The sequence below is a fragment of the Klebsiella sp. JN_Kp121 genome (assembly GCF_040062145.1).
Taxonomy (GTDB): Bacteria; Pseudomonadota; Gammaproteobacteria; order Enterobacterales; family Enterobacteriaceae; genus Klebsiella; species Klebsiella aerogenes.
This window is the reverse complement of sequence record NZ_JBEAHX010000010.1, coordinates 1-15262: the sequence shown is the minus strand read 5'-3', so window position 1 is coordinate 15262 and position 15262 is coordinate 1. Positions and strand designations below refer to the sequence as shown.

The 15262-nt window shown below is 55.5% G+C and carries 14 protein-coding genes; 5 read left to right on the top strand and 9 right to left on the bottom strand.

Annotated elements, in window-relative coordinates; translation table 11 throughout:
• Window positions 1–37: 37 nt before the first annotated feature.
• Window positions 38–907 carry a phosphorothioated DNA-binding restriction endonuclease gene (locus ABLU86_RS15260; protein WP_348796224.1) on the bottom strand — a complete coding sequence of 290 codons (870 nt, stop codon included), beginning with the start codon at window positions 905–907 and terminating at the stop codon, window positions 38–40.
• Window positions 908–1086: 179 nt separating this feature from the next.
• On the opposite strand from ABLU86_RS15260, the gene ABLU86_RS15255 reads away from it, so the two are divergent.
• Window positions 1087–1722: an HNH endonuclease gene (locus tag ABLU86_RS15255; protein WP_042894164.1), complete on the top strand. Its 636-nt coding sequence runs from the start codon at window positions 1087–1089 to the stop codon at window positions 1720–1722.
• A gap of 37 nt (window positions 1723–1759) precedes the next feature.
• Here ABLU86_RS15255 and ABLU86_RS15250 read toward each other — a convergent pair whose 3' ends face one another.
• A complete protein-coding gene (locus tag ABLU86_RS15250) occupies window positions 1760–2086 on the bottom strand; it encodes a hypothetical protein (RefSeq protein ID WP_042894163.1) in 327 nt (108 codons plus the stop codon).
• A 288-nt stretch (window positions 2087–2374) separates the two neighbouring features.
• Between ABLU86_RS15250 and ABLU86_RS15245 the strand changes: the two genes are divergently transcribed.
• Together ABLU86_RS15245 and ABLU86_RS15240 are read left to right on the top strand one after the other, a co-directional pair.
• Window positions 2375–3319 (top strand): hypothetical protein, encoded by a 945-nt coding sequence (locus ABLU86_RS15245; protein ID WP_348796225.1) that lies wholly within the window; start codon window positions 2375–2377, stop codon window positions 3317–3319.
• Window positions 3316–3585, top strand: a complete 270-nt coding sequence (locus tag ABLU86_RS15240) for a hypothetical protein (protein ID WP_110916678.1) — start codon at window positions 3316–3318, stop codon at window positions 3583–3585. The genes ABLU86_RS15245 and ABLU86_RS15240 overlap by 4 nt, the downstream gene beginning before the upstream one ends.
• Before the next feature lie 126 nt (window positions 3586–3711).
• Here ABLU86_RS15240 and ABLU86_RS15235 read toward each other — a convergent pair whose 3' ends face one another.
• The 6 genes from ABLU86_RS15235 to ABLU86_RS15210 all read right to left on the bottom strand — a co-directional run bounded on the left by ABLU86_RS15235 (window position 3712) and on the right by ABLU86_RS15210 (window position 11423).
• Window positions 3712–4056: a DUF1294 domain-containing protein gene (locus tag ABLU86_RS15235; protein ID WP_047041142.1), complete on the bottom strand. Its 345-nt coding sequence runs from the start codon at window positions 4054–4056 to the stop codon at window positions 3712–3714.
• Between the two features lie 115 nt (window positions 4057–4171).
• Complete coding sequence (locus ABLU86_RS15230; protein ID WP_348796226.1) at window positions 4172–4891, bottom strand: DNA/RNA non-specific endonuclease; 720 nt, start codon at window positions 4889–4891, stop codon at window positions 4172–4174.
• Between the two features lie 313 nt (window positions 4892–5204).
• Window positions 5205–8357 (bottom strand): CusA/CzcA family heavy metal efflux RND transporter, encoded by a 3153-nt coding sequence (locus ABLU86_RS15225; RefSeq protein ID WP_348796227.1) that lies wholly within the window; start codon window positions 8355–8357, stop codon window positions 5205–5207.
• Between the two features lie 11 nt (window positions 8358–8368).
• Window positions 8369–9631: an efflux RND transporter periplasmic adaptor subunit gene (locus tag ABLU86_RS15220; RefSeq protein ID WP_047075940.1), complete on the bottom strand. Its 1263-nt coding sequence runs from the start codon at window positions 9629–9631 to the stop codon at window positions 8369–8371.
• A gap of 44 nt (window positions 9632–9675) precedes the next feature.
• Complete coding sequence (gene cusF / locus ABLU86_RS15215) at window positions 9676–10020, bottom strand: cation efflux system protein CusF (RefSeq protein WP_020079739.1); 345 nt, start codon at window positions 10018–10020, stop codon at window positions 9676–9678.
• A 17-nt stretch (window positions 10021–10037) separates the two neighbouring features.
• Complete coding sequence (locus ABLU86_RS15210) at window positions 10038–11423, bottom strand: efflux transporter outer membrane subunit (RefSeq protein ID WP_348796228.1); 1386 nt, start codon at window positions 11421–11423, stop codon at window positions 10038–10040.
• 173 nt (window positions 11424–11596) lie between these two features.
• Here ABLU86_RS15210 and cusR point away from each other — a divergent pair, with 173 nt between their 5' ends.
• Together cusR and ABLU86_RS15200 are read left to right on the top strand one after the other, a co-directional pair.
• Window positions 11597–12280 carry a copper response regulator transcription factor CusR gene (gene cusR / locus ABLU86_RS15205; protein ID WP_008807068.1) on the top strand — a complete coding sequence of 228 codons (684 nt, stop codon included), beginning with the start codon at window positions 11597–11599 and terminating at the stop codon, window positions 12278–12280.
• Window positions 12270–13712: a Cu(+)/Ag(+) sensor histidine kinase gene (locus tag ABLU86_RS15200; RefSeq protein WP_045386894.1), complete on the top strand. Its 1443-nt coding sequence runs from the start codon at window positions 12270–12272 to the stop codon at window positions 13710–13712. Before cusR ends, ABLU86_RS15200 begins: the two co-directional genes overlap by 11 nt.
• A gap of 54 nt (window positions 13713–13766) precedes the next feature.
• Here ABLU86_RS15200 and ABLU86_RS15195 read toward each other — a convergent pair whose 3' ends face one another.
• Window positions 13767–14888, bottom strand: a complete 1122-nt coding sequence (locus tag ABLU86_RS15195) for a cupin domain-containing protein (protein WP_047045565.1) — start codon at window positions 14886–14888, stop codon at window positions 13767–13769.
• Window positions 14889–15262 lie beyond the last annotated feature (374 nt).

The following is a 15262-nucleotide window of genomic DNA, read 5'->3' as shown; positions in this document are numbered from 1 at the left end:
TGAGGCGATTCCGTGCCATATATTCGCGTGCCTTACCTCAGCTCCTAAATACCTCTCTTCTGTGCCACTCCACAAATCCCTCTTTCGGGTAACAATCCTTCCCCTGAGGCAATCCGATTTGCTTACCATCAAAATCCCAGAACAGCTTTCCGACAATCCCGCCGCCGTTAACCGCGGGAGAAATCTGTACCCGCATATGCTCATCCAGGCCAATCGAACCTTTATCAAATGCTTTGTGGTGAATGGCGCATAGCGCCAGGCCGTTGGGAATTTCACATGGGCCACCGTGCTGCTTCCATTTGATATGCGCAGCCTCCAGCGCGACGGAGGTATTGTCATGGCGCATATTAAAGCCGCAGATAGCGCATTCATAGTTATAAGCGCGTAGCACCTGCTGGCGGAACAGCGGGTCGCGTTCTTTGCGAATTTGCTGGATATCAAACCCCATCTCGTCGGCGATCTCTTCCTGAATACTCTCCGGGAAATGGGCCTGCAGGATCTGATGCGCCAGGGTGTTAATCAGCCTCTTATTCTTGCCCAGCAGCGCGAAGTGCTCTTCGTCAAAGCCGCCCGCGACGTGATAGGTTTCCAGTTCTTTAGAGGGGGGCTGTCTGCTGCCTTCAGTTGAGCATTGCTCAGCGTTGCGTAATTCCCAGAAGCCGTCGCCTTTTAGACGCCAGAAAGGCATATCGGGGCGGTATTGCGCGCGCTGTGGGCCAAAACGCTCCAGCAGGCTATGTAACTCATCACGGACCTCTGAGGCGTAATCGAACATCCGCGGATGTCCGTGCTGGTAATGCGACAGCACGTGCAACAACAGCAGAGGTTTATGCGGCGCGCGCTCTTCGCCTTTGCGCCAGATAGTGATATTGGCGATCGCTTGTTGCAGAGTTTTACTGGAAGGCATCGCGTTACGTATTTTGCTAAATAATTGCGATGATGCTCGCAAAACTGCTGTCGATCAAGCCACCGGGATTCGATATCCAACCCAGGTCTCTTTTCAACTATCACCATGATTTATCTATTCGAAATTTATTCCGCTTTCTATCTATAATGAGGTCACTCATCATCAAATAGCTCAGCCATATGAAACGGTTGCCAGATCATCTATCGCGAGAATGCATCATCGAAGCCATCCGCGCATACGACGAGGGTATAGCGCATCAGTTTAAAGACGCGCGTCTGTATGAAGTCGAATTCGAAGGACGTCGTTATCCCTCTAAAGCTATCGTTGGGATAGCGGCCACCATGGCGACGAAAACGGAGTTCACGCCGGCGGATTTCAGCGGTGGGATCAAATCCAAATGCGTCCGTCTGTTGCTGGAGCAAGGGTTCAACATCGTTCATGAGCGAGTAGATGATGCCAGCATTACCCTTTTCCCCGACGAGCTACAGACGAAAAGTGAGTTTGTGGAAGGGGCTGCGGTTCAGGTTATGGTTAACCGCTATGAGCGCGATCGCCAGGCCCGCGAGGCCGCGTTGCGCTATCACGGTACTCGGTGTCAGGTGTGCAGACTTGATATGGCTAAGCGCTATGGTGATATCGGCCAGGGCTTTATCCACATTCATCATCTGGTACCGCTATCGGAGATTAAACAGGACTATCGTCTGGATCCGAAAACTGACCTGATCCCTGTTTGCCCCAACTGTCACGCGATGCTGCATCGGCGAAACCCGCCATATACGCCGGAAGAGCTTAAAGCGCAGATGCTGGCAGAGTGAGGTAGCGACTGAATGGCGTTGTTATACAGAGAGACCACTATCTATTTGTTTGATGAGATATTTTTTTCTGCAGCCGGTTAGCCTTCCAGGCCAGGAATGGTGAGAATGTACCCCAGGTAATAGCCAGTACTACAACATTACCCAGACCTCCAGAGATGAGATATTTCTGGGGGCCGCATAAGGTGGTGACGAACATAACCACAACCAGGGCAACGGTAACCCAGAATGCTACCCAGAATCGGCGGGATAGCACTGAAATCAGTTCATCCAAATTTCCTTCTGCTGCTGCAAGCCTGCGATGCAGACTCTCGACATCGCTCTCAGTGAATCCGGCATCGAATAGATCTCTTTCTTTGATAGTCATTATAATTGCCCTTTTTTGTATAATAAATATGAGTCTATTATTCCCCTACGATTGCAGATAAAAGTTACTGTTAACTAATCTGCTAATAGTTCTGTGATGTGGTTGATTAATAATTTATATAAAATGATCCGTTAATTATCATCTTTGATAGCTTGTTTTTGATAAGAGCAAGGGAAAATAAAGCATGAAATCATAACTATTAATCAGTTAGTATGGTGTTTATGTTCTATCATAGTGTTCTCTCTGAATGGAATAGAGCTGAAATTATAACTTAACCCAGGGGTCTAAATGGATGTTTTGCGCATGGATTTGCAAGCAAAGTTACAGATTGTCCTAACAAAAACAGCTAATCACCTACCTGTCGATATTGGAAACTATCTTTTAACGATGTTAACTCCGCAGGCATTAGCGACAATGTCTGGAGTATTAATAGTTTGGGGAAGTGCTCATTTTTTTGGAGTTGGTGAAATCGCTGATGTGATACTCCTCTGTGCAGGATGGGTTGCAATAGGTGGAGTTGCTCTTAATGCAGGGAAGTTATTGTATACCTTTGCAATAAAAACCATCAATGCTAAAACAGAAGATGAGCTTGAGGATGCGGCAAGAGATCTTTCAGAAGCAATCATGTTGGTTGGAGTGAATACTATTTTTGTCATTTTACTTAAAGCGAAACCAGCCGATACGTTTAAAAGGCCTTTCAGGGGGGCTTCGATGCCCCAATATAGTAACGAAATAGCTAAACGCATGAGTCTTCCGAGAAATGGAGGTTGGCGTTATACACCCACTATAAAAATAACCAAATATAAGGATGTGGGGCAGGGGGCGACGAAAATTTGGGGGGATGCAACTATTGGGCGTAACTATTATCCTAACGTAATGTCAAAGGATGAAGCCTATCTGAAAATGCTGACGACGTTGTATCATGAACGAGTTCATATGGCGATCGCACCTAAGTTTTATTTATTACGTGAGTTGCGTGTATTCATGAGGCAGTCGGCTTATTCTAAATCCTATATATTACGTTATCTTGAAGAGGCTCTTGCTGAAACCATTGGTTTGTTAAGAGCCAGAGGTATGAGTAGAGAGTACATCATTCAGGGATTTAAATTTCCGCTAGGGAATACTTATGAGATAACATTCTCCTTATTGAGGCATGAAGCTGCTGGCATGCTTTTAGGGCCAATCACGGTGGGAGGAATAATGTATAGTGTTTGGTACGGAGTCCAACGATGATTTCCCGCGAACAGGCTATTGCTATAGCTAAAGCCTATGCTGATACGAGTGGTCGCGGTTGGGATGAACATTATCATGAAGCCCAGCCGATGATGCTGGATGGCGAGCCGGTGTGGTGGATTGCTACCACTGATTGCGAATATTCAACTGAGCTGCCGTGGCTGATGGAACAACTTCCTAATCCTTCTCATTATTACATCAGTATGGTGAGCGCATGCTGTGTGGCCGTGGGATCAAGGGAGAACGATTATCAGCGGGTGGGCTAAAAGTAGTAACTGTCCCAGCCCTCATCTTCACTTAGTTACGATTCTTGCCAATCATCCAATAAACCTCGCGATCTACTTCTGCTTTCTCGTTAATAGTTTGCTTAGCCAAGATTCAACTAACCAACCCTACACCCCATATCCCCGATACAGCCAATATCCGCCAACCAGCACCACAACATTCAGCACGATGCTAATAATGAAATACGTTCTGAATGGCTGCTTCTGGGTTTTGTGGCGAAAACACTGCTGCCCGGCAATCGCGCCCGGCCATCCGCCAAGCAGGCCGAAGGCCAGCAGGGTGGATTCCGGGATCCGGCTCCAGGCTTTACGGGCGGCTAATTTGTCGATGCCGTAGATAAGCCAGGTCAGCACGTTCGCCAGCAGGAACCACATGGCGATGGAATAGGGCAGCAACAGGCTGCCGACGGCGGCAAGGGCCAGCAGGAAGTAACAAAAATAACCGAGCTTCATACGATATCAACAGCGCTTAGCAGTGGCAGAGACGGTAACTATATATGGTTTGCTGGCTGGCGGTAAGACGCCGATTGTTAATCGCGACAGGTCGACAACTTTACTCCTCCGTTCCCTACCTGCAACCCATTTCCCGCGCCAACCTGCCCGGCTGCGTTTTTAGCGTTGCGGCAGCGGCCGCCGGCAATGCTGACCACAGCGTCAAATGCGGACTGGTGCGGCGCTCAATCTCCGCCACCGTCACCTGATGGTCGCAAAAATTAGCATCGCGCGGCGTTGCCTGGTCCAGCACAAATGCTGCGTACTGGCCGCTCTGCGGGCCGCTATCGAGGAAAATAATCTTCCAGTAACCGCTGGGGATCTCCACGCCCGGCGCGGCGGGCAGGGTGGCGATATGCCGCTCGAACAGTGGCCCGGTAACCGAATAAACCGCTGTCACCTCCGGGCGCTCGGCCAACGCGCGCTCCGCGTCTTCCAGCCGCGCCCATGCTCCCTGATTCAGCGCCGCTTCCTGCGGGGTGATATTCGACAGATAGTTCAGCGCAGGCCAGTCCTCCGCGCCGCCGAGGCTCGCCAGCGGTGCCTGATGGCCGCGATCGACCGCCAGTAAGGTGTTGGCCCGGCGATAGTCGGCGGGCGCCAGGGTATCGGCTGCGGGTAAATCGGGGTCCTGCTTCCACACTCTTGCCCGGTTGCTGGCCTCGCTGGCACGGGTGATTTTATACGCTACCCAGTTGGCCAGTTTACGACTGGGGTTATTGTTCAGAGTGTAGGCCGCGCGGAAAAGCGTCTGTTGGCTGCCGCCGGTTGGGCAGCCAACTTCGCAATTATCCACCTTTACTGTCGCGGCATGGCAGGGGGATATCGTGCTCAGGGTGGAAAGTAATAACAGCAAAAATAAACAGGGTGGAGAAGGATTAAGGTTCATCGATAGCGCTCATTAATTTAAGGCCCACCTTTTCTCCGCGTGATAAATACGCAGCCTGGGTGAGCAGGAAAATCAATGAAGCTAAAGGGAATAACGTGGGGTGAAGGCCGATTGGCGCAGAGGATGAGATAATATGAGTGTGGATGTTGGTTAAATGAGGGAATGACTTGTGGGTCTAATAATTAAAAGGCCCGCCGGTGAAATACCAACGGGCTTGCCATTATTTATTCCCCGGCTTGCCCCGATGCCGATACAGCCACATCAGCTTATATGCCGCCGGAATGATAAACAGCGACAGCAGCGGCGCGGTGATCATCCCGCCAATCATCGGTGCGGCGATACGGCTCATCACTTCCGACCCGGCGCCGGTGCCCCATAAAATCGGCAGCAGGCCGGCGATAATCACCGCCACGGTCATCGCCTTTGGCCGCACGCGCAGCACCGCGCCCTGATACAGCGCCTCGTCGAGTTTATCGGCGCTGAAGGTCTGCGGGTTCTCCAGCGATGGCTCCGCCTCGATGGCGTGGCGCAGGTACATCAGCATCACCACGCCAAATTCTGCCGCCACCCCGGCGAGGGCGATAAAGCCGGTACCGGTGGCCACCGACAGATGGAATCCCATCCAGTAGAGGAACCAGATCCCGCCGACGAGGGCGAACGGCACGCTGGTGATAATCAGCAGCGCCTCGCCGAAGCGGCGGAACGCCAGGTACAGCAGCACGAAGATAATCATCAGCGTCATCGGTACCATCAGCTTCAGCTTCTGATTGGCGCGTTCCAGCAGCTCAAACTGCCCGGAGTAGGAGACGCTGATGCCCGGCTTCAGCTTTACTTCTTTGCCGATGGCATGCTGCAGATCGCGCACCACCGAGACCATATCGCGGTCGCGGGCGTCGATGTAGATCCAACTGGTCGGGCGGGCGTTCTCGGTCTTCAGCATCGATGGCCCGGTAACGACTTTAACCTCGGCGACGTCGCCGAGCACGATCTGCTGCTTCAGCGGCGTGAGGATCGGCAACTGGCGGAGGGTCTCCGGGCTATCGCGATAGCTCTGCGGGTAGCGGATGTTGATCGGATAGCGCTCGACGCCCTCTACCGTTTCGCCGACCATCGCGCCGCCGATGGCGGACGAAACAAACAACTGCACGTCGCCGACGGTCATGCCGTAGCGGGCCGCCTTCTCACGCTGAATATCAATGTTGAGGTAGCGCCCGCCGACCAGCCGCTCGGCTAACGCTGACGTGACCCCCGGCACGGTGCGAGCCACCACTTCAATTTGTTCGGCGATGGCGTCGATATCGGCCAGGTTGGTGCCGGAAACTTTAATGCCGATCGGGCTCTTGATGCCGGTGGAGAGCATGTCGATGCGGTTGCGGATCGGCGGCACCCACAGATTCGCCAGCCCGGGTAGACGTACGGTTTTATCCAGCTCCTCGACGATCTTCTCCATGGTCATCCCCGGCCGCCATTGATCCTGTGGCTTGAGCTGAATCGTGGTCTCTACCATCTCCAGCGGCGCCGAGTCGGTGGCGGTTTCGGCCTTGCCGGTTTTGCCGAACACCCTTGCCACTTCCGGCACCGTCATGATCAGCTTATCGGTCTTCTGCAGCATATCCGCCGCCTGCGCAGCGGAGATCCCCGGCAGCGTTGACGGCATATACAGCAGATCGCCCTCGTTGATCTGCGGCAGAAACTCTCCGCCGACCCGGTTAAGCGGCCAGGCAATCGTCAGGATCGACAGAAGCGCAATCAGCAGGGTAGTCTTCGGCCAGTGCAGTACCTTCAGCAGCAGTGGGTGATAAATGCGGATCAAAAAGCGGTTCAGCGGATTGCTGTTTTCCGCCGGGATCTTGCCGCGGATCCAGAAGCCCATCAGGATCGGGATCACCACGATCGCCAGCAGCGCCGCCCCGGCCATCGACCAGGTTTTGGTGAAGGCTAGCGGGCCGAACAGTTTGCCCTCCTGGCCTTCGAGGGTGAAAATCGGGATAAACGACAGAGTAATGATCAGCAGGCTGATAAACAGCGCCGGGCCGACCTCCACCGACGCATCGGTAATGATTTTCCAGCGGATGTCGTTGCTTAGCTTCTCTCCCGGGTGCTGATGTTCCCACTCCTCCAGCCGCTTATGGGCGTTCTCAATCATCACGATGGCGGCATCGACCATCGCCCCCACCGCAATGGCGATCCCGCCCAGCGACATGATGTTGGCGTTAAGCCCCTGGAAATGCATCATAATAAAAGCGAAGCACAGGCCGAGCGGCAGCGAGATAATCGCCACCAGCGCCGAGCGCACGTGCCACAGGAAAAGGGCGCAGACCAGCGCAACGACGATAAACTCTTCCAGCAGCTTGTAGCTGAGGTTGTCGATGGCGCGGTCGATAAGCTGGCTGCGGTCGTAGGTGGTAACCACTTCAACCCCATCCGGCAGGCTGCTTTGCAGCGACGCCAGCTTCTCTTTGACCGCCGAGATCACCTCGCGGGCGTTCTTGCCGGAGCGCAGGATCACCACGCCGCCGGCCACTTCGCCTTCGCCGTTAAGCTCGGCGATACCGCGCCGCATCTCCGGGCCAATCTGCACCCGCGCGACGTCGCCGAGATAGACCGGTACGCCGTTGTCACCGGTTTTCAGCACGATATTTTTGAAGTCGTCGAGCGTTTGCAAATAGCCGCTGGCGCGCACCATATATTCGGCTTCCGCCAGTTCGACGGAAGAACCGCCGGCTTCCTGGTTAGACGCATCCAGTGCCGATTTCACCTCGCCGAGGCTGATGCCGTACTGGGTCAGCTTCATCGGGTCGACGACAATCTGATACTCCTTGACCACGCCGCCTACCGACGCCACTTCCGAGACGTTAGGAATGGTTTTCAGCTCATATTTTAAGAACCAGTCCTGCAACGAGCGCAGTTCGGCGAGGTCATGTTTGCCGCTGCGGTCGACCAGCGCGTACTCGAAGACCCAGCCAACGCCGGTGGCGTCAGGGCCCATTTCGGCGCTGACCCCGGCGGGCAGTTTGCCCTGCACCTGGTTGAGATACTCCAGCACCCGCGAGCGCGCCCAGTAAGGATCGGTGCCGTCTTCAAAAATCACATACACGTAGGAGTCGCCAAACTGCGAGAAGCCGCGCACCGTTTTGGCGCCGGGGACTGACAGCATGGTGGTGGTCAGCGGCCAGGTGACCTGGTTTTCGACGATCTGCGGCGCCTGCCCCGGATAGCTGGTTTTGACGATCACCTGTACGTCGGAGAGGTCCGGCAGGGCGTCTACCGGGGTATGGACGATGGTCCAGGTCCCCCAGATGCTGAGAAACAGCGCCCCCATCATCACCAGAAAACGGTTGGCCACCGAGCGGCGGATAATCCATTCAATCATTGTTCCGTTCCTCAGTGCGCATGGGCGGCAGGGGTTGTGACATCAGGAGCCTGCGCGCGCATGCGCTCCAGCGCGCCGGAGATATTGGCTTCCGAGTCGATCAGGAACAGGCCGCTGGCGACGACTTTTTCGCCCTCCTGCAGACCGCTGCGAATGGCCGTAACGCCATTGGATTCATGGAATACCTGCACGATTTTCGGCACGAAGCGGCCCTCGTTATCCACGGTAATCACTCGCTGCTCGCTGCCGCTGTCGATCAACGCTTTTGATGGGATTAGCAGCATCGGCGCGCTTTCGCTGGTCAGTTTCAGATAGGCGTTCATCCCCGGCTTCAGCGCTTCATCCGGGTTGTTGACCTGCAGGCGTAGCTGCAGCGTACGGGTGGCGCTATCGACGCTGGGGAGAATGGTCCATTTGTTGATGCTGAAGGTTTTTCCCGGCCAGGCGGGAACCTGAATGGCGAACTGCGAGGCGTCTTTAATTAGCCAGGCGATGGATTCCGGCACCGCCACGGTGACCCACACCGGGTCCATGCCCTGAATTTTCGCCACCACATTATCTTTGGCGATATTCATTCCTGCGCGCAGATCGAAGGCGGTAATAACGCCATCGATCGGTGCTTTGAGAGTAAAGCGGGTCTGGATTTTGCGCGTGGTTTTCAGGCGGCGGATATCGTCATCCGGCATTCCGGCAAGGCGCAGACGCTCAAGGATCCCCTCGACCTGCGTGGCGGTGCCCCCGGTCTCCTGCAACAACAGATATTCGCTCTGCGCTTCCACCCAGTCCGGGATGGTCAGCTCGAGCAACGGCGTGCCTTGCTTGACTTTGTCGCCGACGGTCAGCGGATAGACTTTATTAATAAAGCCCGCCGCCCGCGCCTGCATAATCACGTACTGGTACTCGTTATAGCTGATGTTGGCCGGAAAGGTCTGGGCGTAGCGCAGCGGCCCGCGGGTGACCGCGGCGGTTTTTACGCCGAGGTTTTGGGTCTGCGTCGGGTCGATACGCACCCCCGGCGCACCGGCGGCGGCACTCTCCTCATCAGCGTATTTTGGCACCAGGTCCATATCCATAAACGGCGATTTACCCGGTTTATCAAAGCGAGTATTCGGGTACATCGGGTCGTACCAGAACAGCACTTTACGCTGCTGCTCGGCCGCCGGATCGCTATCCATTGTCGGCGTCAGTCGGGTATACAGCGCCGCGGTAAGCGCGCCGCCAACCAGCATGCTGCCGAGGATCAGCGCCGTATTTTTCAGTGTCAGGGATGCCATGTGTCGTCCATTCAGTTGTTGAGGGGGCTACCGTCGCCGGGCCGTTATTGGGCGCGGATATCCTGTAACAGCGACAGATTGCCCTGCTGAACGAAGGTGAAGTCCACGCTGTCGCCATCCTTCACATTGTTGAGCTGCGTCTGCGGGGTGATGGTGAAGCGCATGGTCATCGGCGGCCAGTTCACCGCCGGGATGGCGTCGTGGGCGATAGTGATTTTTTTGCTATCCATATCAATGGCTTTAATGACGCCTTTGCCAGTGATGCTTTGCGTCTGCGCGGCAGCGGGCTGCTCGTGCATTGTCATACCGGCGTGCGGTTCGGCGGCCTGGGCCGCGAACACTGCGCCAGAGAACAGGGTGAACAGGGCGATTTTAGACAGTGAATTCATAATCAAGACTCCTCGGGTTATTCCATCCAGCCGCCGCCGAGAGCGGTGAACAGGGTGATTTCATTCGCCTGACGGGAATAGTTGAGTTCCAGCAGGGTTTGTCGGGTGGTGAAAATGTCGCGCTGGGCGCTCAGGACTTCGATGTAGCTGACCGCGCCGTGACGATAGAGCGCAGTAGCGCGCTGCAGGGTGATATTTAGTGAATCGAGATAGCGCTGCTGGGCGGCAATCTGATCGGCCAGGCTCTGGCGCAGGGCGAGCGCGTCGGCCACCTCTTTAAAGGCGGACTGTATTTTTTGCTCATAGTTGACCACCTGCTGCTGCTGGCGGATTTCCGCCAGATCGAGGTTGGCCTGATTACGCCCGGCGTTGAAAATCGGCAGTTCGATTTTGGGGATGAAGTTCCACATCGCGCTGCCGGCGTTAAACAGGCTGGAGAGCTCGCTGCTGCTGCCAGAAAGCGAGCTGGTCAGGGTAATCGACGGGAAGAAGGCCGCCCGTGCGGCGCCGATGTTGGCGTTGGCCGCCAGCAGGCTATGTTCGGCTTCCAGAATATCCGGCCGCTGCAGCAGGATCTCTGAGGAGAGCGACGGCGGCAGGGTTACGCCTTTCAGGTCCACGGCGCTGCTGGCGCTATCGTCCGGCAGGCGCTGATAGCTGCCGAGCAGTAGCTGCAGGGCGTTATTGGCCTGCGCCAGCTGGCCTTGCCGTTTGGCGATATCGGCGCGGGTGCTTTCGATCATCCCGCGCGCCTGTTCCAGCGCCAGCACGGTGGTGCTGCCGGTCAGCAGCTGTTTTTCAACGAAGGCGTAAGACTGCTGATAGTTCTGCAAGGTGTCGTTCGCCACCTGTAACTGCGCCGCCGCCAGCCGCTGGTTGAAGTAGCTTTGTGAAACGTTAGCAATCAACAGGATATGCACCGTGCGCCGCGCCTCTTCGCTGGCGAAGAAGTTCTGTCGGTCGGCCTCGCTAAGGTTTTTCAACCGGCCAAAGAAGTCGAGGTCGTAGCTGAGATTCAAGCCGGCGGCATAATCGCTGCTGGTGGTGGTGTCGCCTTTGAGCTTGCCGCCATAGGTGGTGCTGCCGTCGCCGTTAAGCTGCGGGTAGCGGTCGGCGTCGGTCACCCGGTACTGGGCGCGGGCTTCCTGCACTTTCAGCGTCGCCATCCGTAGATCGCGGTTGTTGGTCAGCGCGGTGCTAATCAGGCTTTTCACCTGCGGGTCGACGAAAAAGGTGCGCCAACCGGTCTCCTGGTAGCCCGCCGTCGCGGTAACCAGTTTGTTCTGGCTGAGAGAGAACTGCTGCGGTACCGGCGCGGCGGGGCGCTGGTAGTCCGGAGCAAGTGACAAACAGCCGGTTAAGGCGAATATCACGCTGAGAGTAAGAAGCTTTATTGGGCGCATGGCGACAGACGGTTTTCGGCGATTTATCAATGTCGGATACTTTACGCAGCGGGCTCTGTTCAACGCGTGACAGGAAAATGACAAAACTGTCATTTTCCTGATATTTCATTGCTATCCGGAGGGGCTACTCTAAAATTGAATACCCGCACAGAGCGCGCGTGAAGGAGCCAACCGTGAAGATTTTGATTGTCGAAGATGAGAAGAAAACCGGGGAGTACCTGACCAAAGGGCTTACCGAAGCCGGATTCGTCGTCGACCTGGCCGACAACGGCCTTAACGGTTATCACCTGGCGATGACCAGCGACTACGATCTGCTGATCCTCGACATCATGCTGCCGGACGTCAACGGCTGGGATATCGTGCGCATGCTGCGCGCCGCCAATAAAGGGATGCCGATCCTGCTGCTCACCGCGCTTGGCACTATCGAGCATCGGGTGAAGGGGCTGGAGCTGGGCGCCGACGACTATCTGGTGAAGCCCTTTGCTTTTGCGGAACTGCTGGCGCGGGTGCGCACTCTGCTGCGTCGCGGGGCGGCGGTAATAGTAGAAAGCCAGTTTCAGGCGGCCGATCTCAGCGTTGATTTGGTGAGCCGTAAGGTGACGCGTGGCGCGACTCGTATCACCCTGACCAGCAAAGAGTTTACCCTGCTGGAATTCTTCTTGCGCCATCAGGGCGAGGTGCTACCCCGTTCGCTGATCGCGTCGCAGGTGTGGGATATGAATTTCGACAGCGACACTAACGCTATCGACGTGGCGGTGAAGCGGCTGCGCGCCAAAATCGATAACGACTTCGAGCCGAAGCTTATCCAGACCGTGCGCGGCGTCGGCTATATGCTTGAGGTGCCGGATGGCCGCTAAGCGCCCCTTTTCGTTGGCCACCCGGCTGACCTTCTTTATCAGCCTCGCCACCATCATTGCATTCTTTGCCTTCACCTGGATCATGATCCATTCGGTGAAGGCTCACTTTGAAGAGCGCGACGTTCACGACCTCAAGCAGCTCAGTACCACGCTTGAGACGGTGCTCAACCACGCCGACTATCCGCAGGAGCGGCGGCTGGAGATCTTAAAAAACGTGATTGGCGGCTACGCTAACGTCTTTATCTGTCTGGATGATGCCGAGGGCAATATTCTGTTTCAGTCGCCAGACGGCCCGGAACTCAGCCATATTATGAGCACGCCGGGGCTGGCGATGAAGTTGCGCGACGGTAATGTGATTTCATGGACCGACCCGCAGCCGCGGGAAATGGTTCATGATAATCATCAAATGGAGACCCGCTCCTGGCGGCTAATCATGTTGCCGCTGGGCAAGCAGGCAGATGGCAAACCGGCCTGGCATCTGCTGATGGCCTTATCGATCGACTTTCACCTGCACTATATTAATGAGCTCAAAGCAAAGCTGATTTCCGCGGCGTCGATAATCAGCCTGCTGATCATCGCCATCGTGCTGTTTGTGGTCTATCAGGGGCATAAGCCGATTCGCCAGATCAGCCGCCAGATCCAGAATATTACCTCCCGGGATCTCGATGTGCGCCTCGACCCGCAGGCGGTGCCCATCGAGCTGGAACGGCTGGCGCTGTCGTTTAACCATATGCTGGAGCGCATAGAGGATGTCTTTACCCGCCAGTCGAACTTTTCCGCCGATATCGCCCATGAAATCCGTACGCCGATTACCAACCTGGTCACGCAAACTGAAATCGCCTTAAGCCAGAGCCGCAGCCAGCAGGAGCTGGAAGAGGTGCTCTATTCCAATCTCGAAGAGTTCTCGCGCATGTCGCGGATGGTCAGCGATATGCTGTTCCTTGCCCAGGCGGATAATAACCAACTGATCCCCGAACAACGGGCGCTGGACCTGGCCGAGGAAGTGAATAAGGTGTTTGAGTTCTTTGAAGCGTGGGCGGAAGAAAAAGAGGTGGCGCTGCGTTTTGTCGGTAGCCATTGCCGGGTGATTGGCGACCCGCTGATGCTGCGGCGGGCAATCAGCAACCTGCTGTCGAACGCGATTCGCTATACGCCGGCCGGGCAGGCGGTGACCATTCAGTTGAGCGAAAGCGCCGAGAAGATTCGCCTGGTGGTGGAGAACCCCGGCGCACCGATTGCCGCCGCGCATCTGCCACGCCTGTTTGATCGTTTCTATCGCGTCGACCCCTCGCGCCAGCGCAAAGGCGAGGGCAGCGGCATCGGTCTGGCGATTGTAAAATCGATTGTCAGCGCTCACCACGGCAGCGTAGCGGTGCAGTCCGATCTGCGCTCCACTCGCTTTATTATCGTGTTGCCGAAATATGCGCAATAACGGCTGAAAGCAAGCGGGCAGCGCCAGGCGACTGCCCGCAGTATTGCCGTTCTCTTACTCTTCGAAATACCAGTAGCCCTGATTAATCAGCCGCGTCAGTTCGCTAACGAACGCCGGATTTTGCAGGCCGCTGCCGAGCTCTTCTTGACCTAACGAGGTATAGCGACACAGCGCATCGAGCGCGCTGGCATCGGTGGTGTCGAGTTGTTCGCTATGCACGAAGAAGCTGTCGCCGATATGCAGAACGCGCAGGCCGCTCAGGCGAGAAAGCTTTTCGCCGCCCAGCAGCGCATCGACCACTTCCTCTTCTTCATATGCCGGTTCCGCCGGAGCAATATCCAGTTCGTGACGCGGCGTGGTGACGAAACTGCCGAACCACTGCTTGAAGTCTTCTGGTTGGCGAATCATGTCGATCATCATGTTGCGCAGACGTTCGAGTTCATACTCTTCAACCCGGCCCGGATGGTCGCGGCAGGTGAGGTCCGGATCGCTGTAGTGTTCGCCGCCGAGGTCGTTTTCCAGCACATAGTCGGCGAAGCTGCTGATCAGGTCGCGGCCGTTTGGCCCACGGAAGCCGACGGAGTAGTTCAGTGCCGTTTCGTGGGTCACTCCGTCGTGTGGGAATCCAGGCGGAATATAGAGGATGTCGCCCGGCTCCAGATCTTCATCAATAATCGGCGGGAACGGATCAACGTGCAGCAGCGCCGGATGCGGACAGAACTGACGCATCGGCAGCTTGTCACCCACGCGCCAGCGGCGGCTCCCCATGCCCTGAATAATAAAGACGTCATACTGATCGATATGTGGGCCAACGCCGCCGCCAGGAACGGAGAAGGAGATCATCAGATCGTCTAAACGCCAGTCCGGCAGTACGCGGAATGGGCGCACCAGTTCGGCGGCAGGCATATGCCAGTGGTTTACCGCCTGGGCCAGCAATGACCAGCCGTTTTCACCCAGCCCATCGAAATGTTCAAAAGGACCGTTGCTGGCCTGCCATTTACCGTTGACCAGGCTGACCAGCCGGCTATCGACTTCCGGTTCCATGGCTAACCCGGCCAGCTCGTCTGGCGTAATGGGGTCGATGAAGTTAGGGAACGCCTTCTTTAATACGACCGGCTGCTTTTGCCAGTACTTCTCTAAGAACTCGGGCCAGTTAATGTTGAGTTGATAAGCCATAGATTATTACCAGTAGGAAGAAACGGCTCTGATTATAGAAAGGAGGGAAAGCGTGGCGCTTTGTCATGGGTCAAGAGTGATGCTTAATTCACCATTAGCGTTGTGAGGGCGTCGGCAGAGCGAGAAAAATCACTTTTTCGCCAAAAACGATTTTGACTGTAACTACGCTACAAGCCGCATGAACACTGGGTTTTCGCATTTATATATCAAGAAGGATAAACGTGAAAAGTGTAATTAATGAGCGCTTGATAAGTTTTTTGTATTTTAAGGCTTGCTATATCTCAGCAGCTCCCTATAATGCGCACCCACTGACACGGCAGATGTGAATCACTTCACACAAACAGCCGGTTCGGTTGAAGAGAAAAATTCTGAAA

Excerpts from the sequence above, each read along its gene's own strand:
- ABLU86_RS15240 (WP_110916678.1), top strand. The coding sequence starts at position 3,316 with ATGATTTCCCGCGAACAGGCTATTGCTATAGCTAAAGCCTATGCTGAT.
- ABLU86_RS15255 (WP_042894164.1), top strand. The coding sequence starts at position 1,087 with ATGAAACGGTTGCCAGATCATCTATCGCGAGAATGCATCATCGAAGCC.
- ABLU86_RS15260 (WP_348796224.1), bottom strand. The coding sequence starts at position 907 with ATGCCTTCCAGTAAAACTCTGCAACAAGCGATCGCCAATATCACTATC.
- ABLU86_RS15195 (WP_047045565.1), bottom strand. The coding sequence starts at position 14,888 with ATGGCTTATCAACTCAACATTAACTGGCCCGAGTTCTTAGAGAAGTAC.
- cusF (WP_020079739.1), bottom strand. The coding sequence starts at position 10,020 with ATGAATTCACTGTCTAAAATCGCCCTGTTCACCCTGTTCTCTGGCGCA.
- ABLU86_RS15235 (WP_047041142.1), bottom strand. The coding sequence starts at position 4,056 with ATGAAGCTCGGTTATTTTTGTTACTTCCTGCTGGCCCTTGCCGCCGTC.
- ABLU86_RS15210 (WP_348796228.1), bottom strand. The coding sequence starts at position 11,423 with ATGCGCCCAATAAAGCTTCTTACTCTCAGCGTGATATTCGCCTTAACC.
- ABLU86_RS15200 (WP_045386894.1), top strand. The coding sequence starts at position 12,270 with ATGGCCGCTAAGCGCCCCTTTTCGTTGGCCACCCGGCTGACCTTCTTT.
- ABLU86_RS15245 (WP_348796225.1), top strand. The coding sequence starts at position 2,375 with ATGGATGTTTTGCGCATGGATTTGCAAGCAAAGTTACAGATTGTCCTA.
- ABLU86_RS15225 (WP_348796227.1), bottom strand. The coding sequence starts at position 8,357 with ATGATTGAATGGATTATCCGCCGCTCGGTGGCCAACCGTTTTCTGGTG.
- ABLU86_RS15250 (WP_042894163.1), bottom strand. The coding sequence starts at position 2,086 with ATGACTATCAAAGAAAGAGATCTATTCGATGCCGGATTCACTGAGAGC.
- ABLU86_RS15220 (WP_047075940.1), bottom strand. The coding sequence starts at position 9,631 with ATGGCATCCCTGACACTGAAAAATACGGCGCTGATCCTCGGCAGCATG.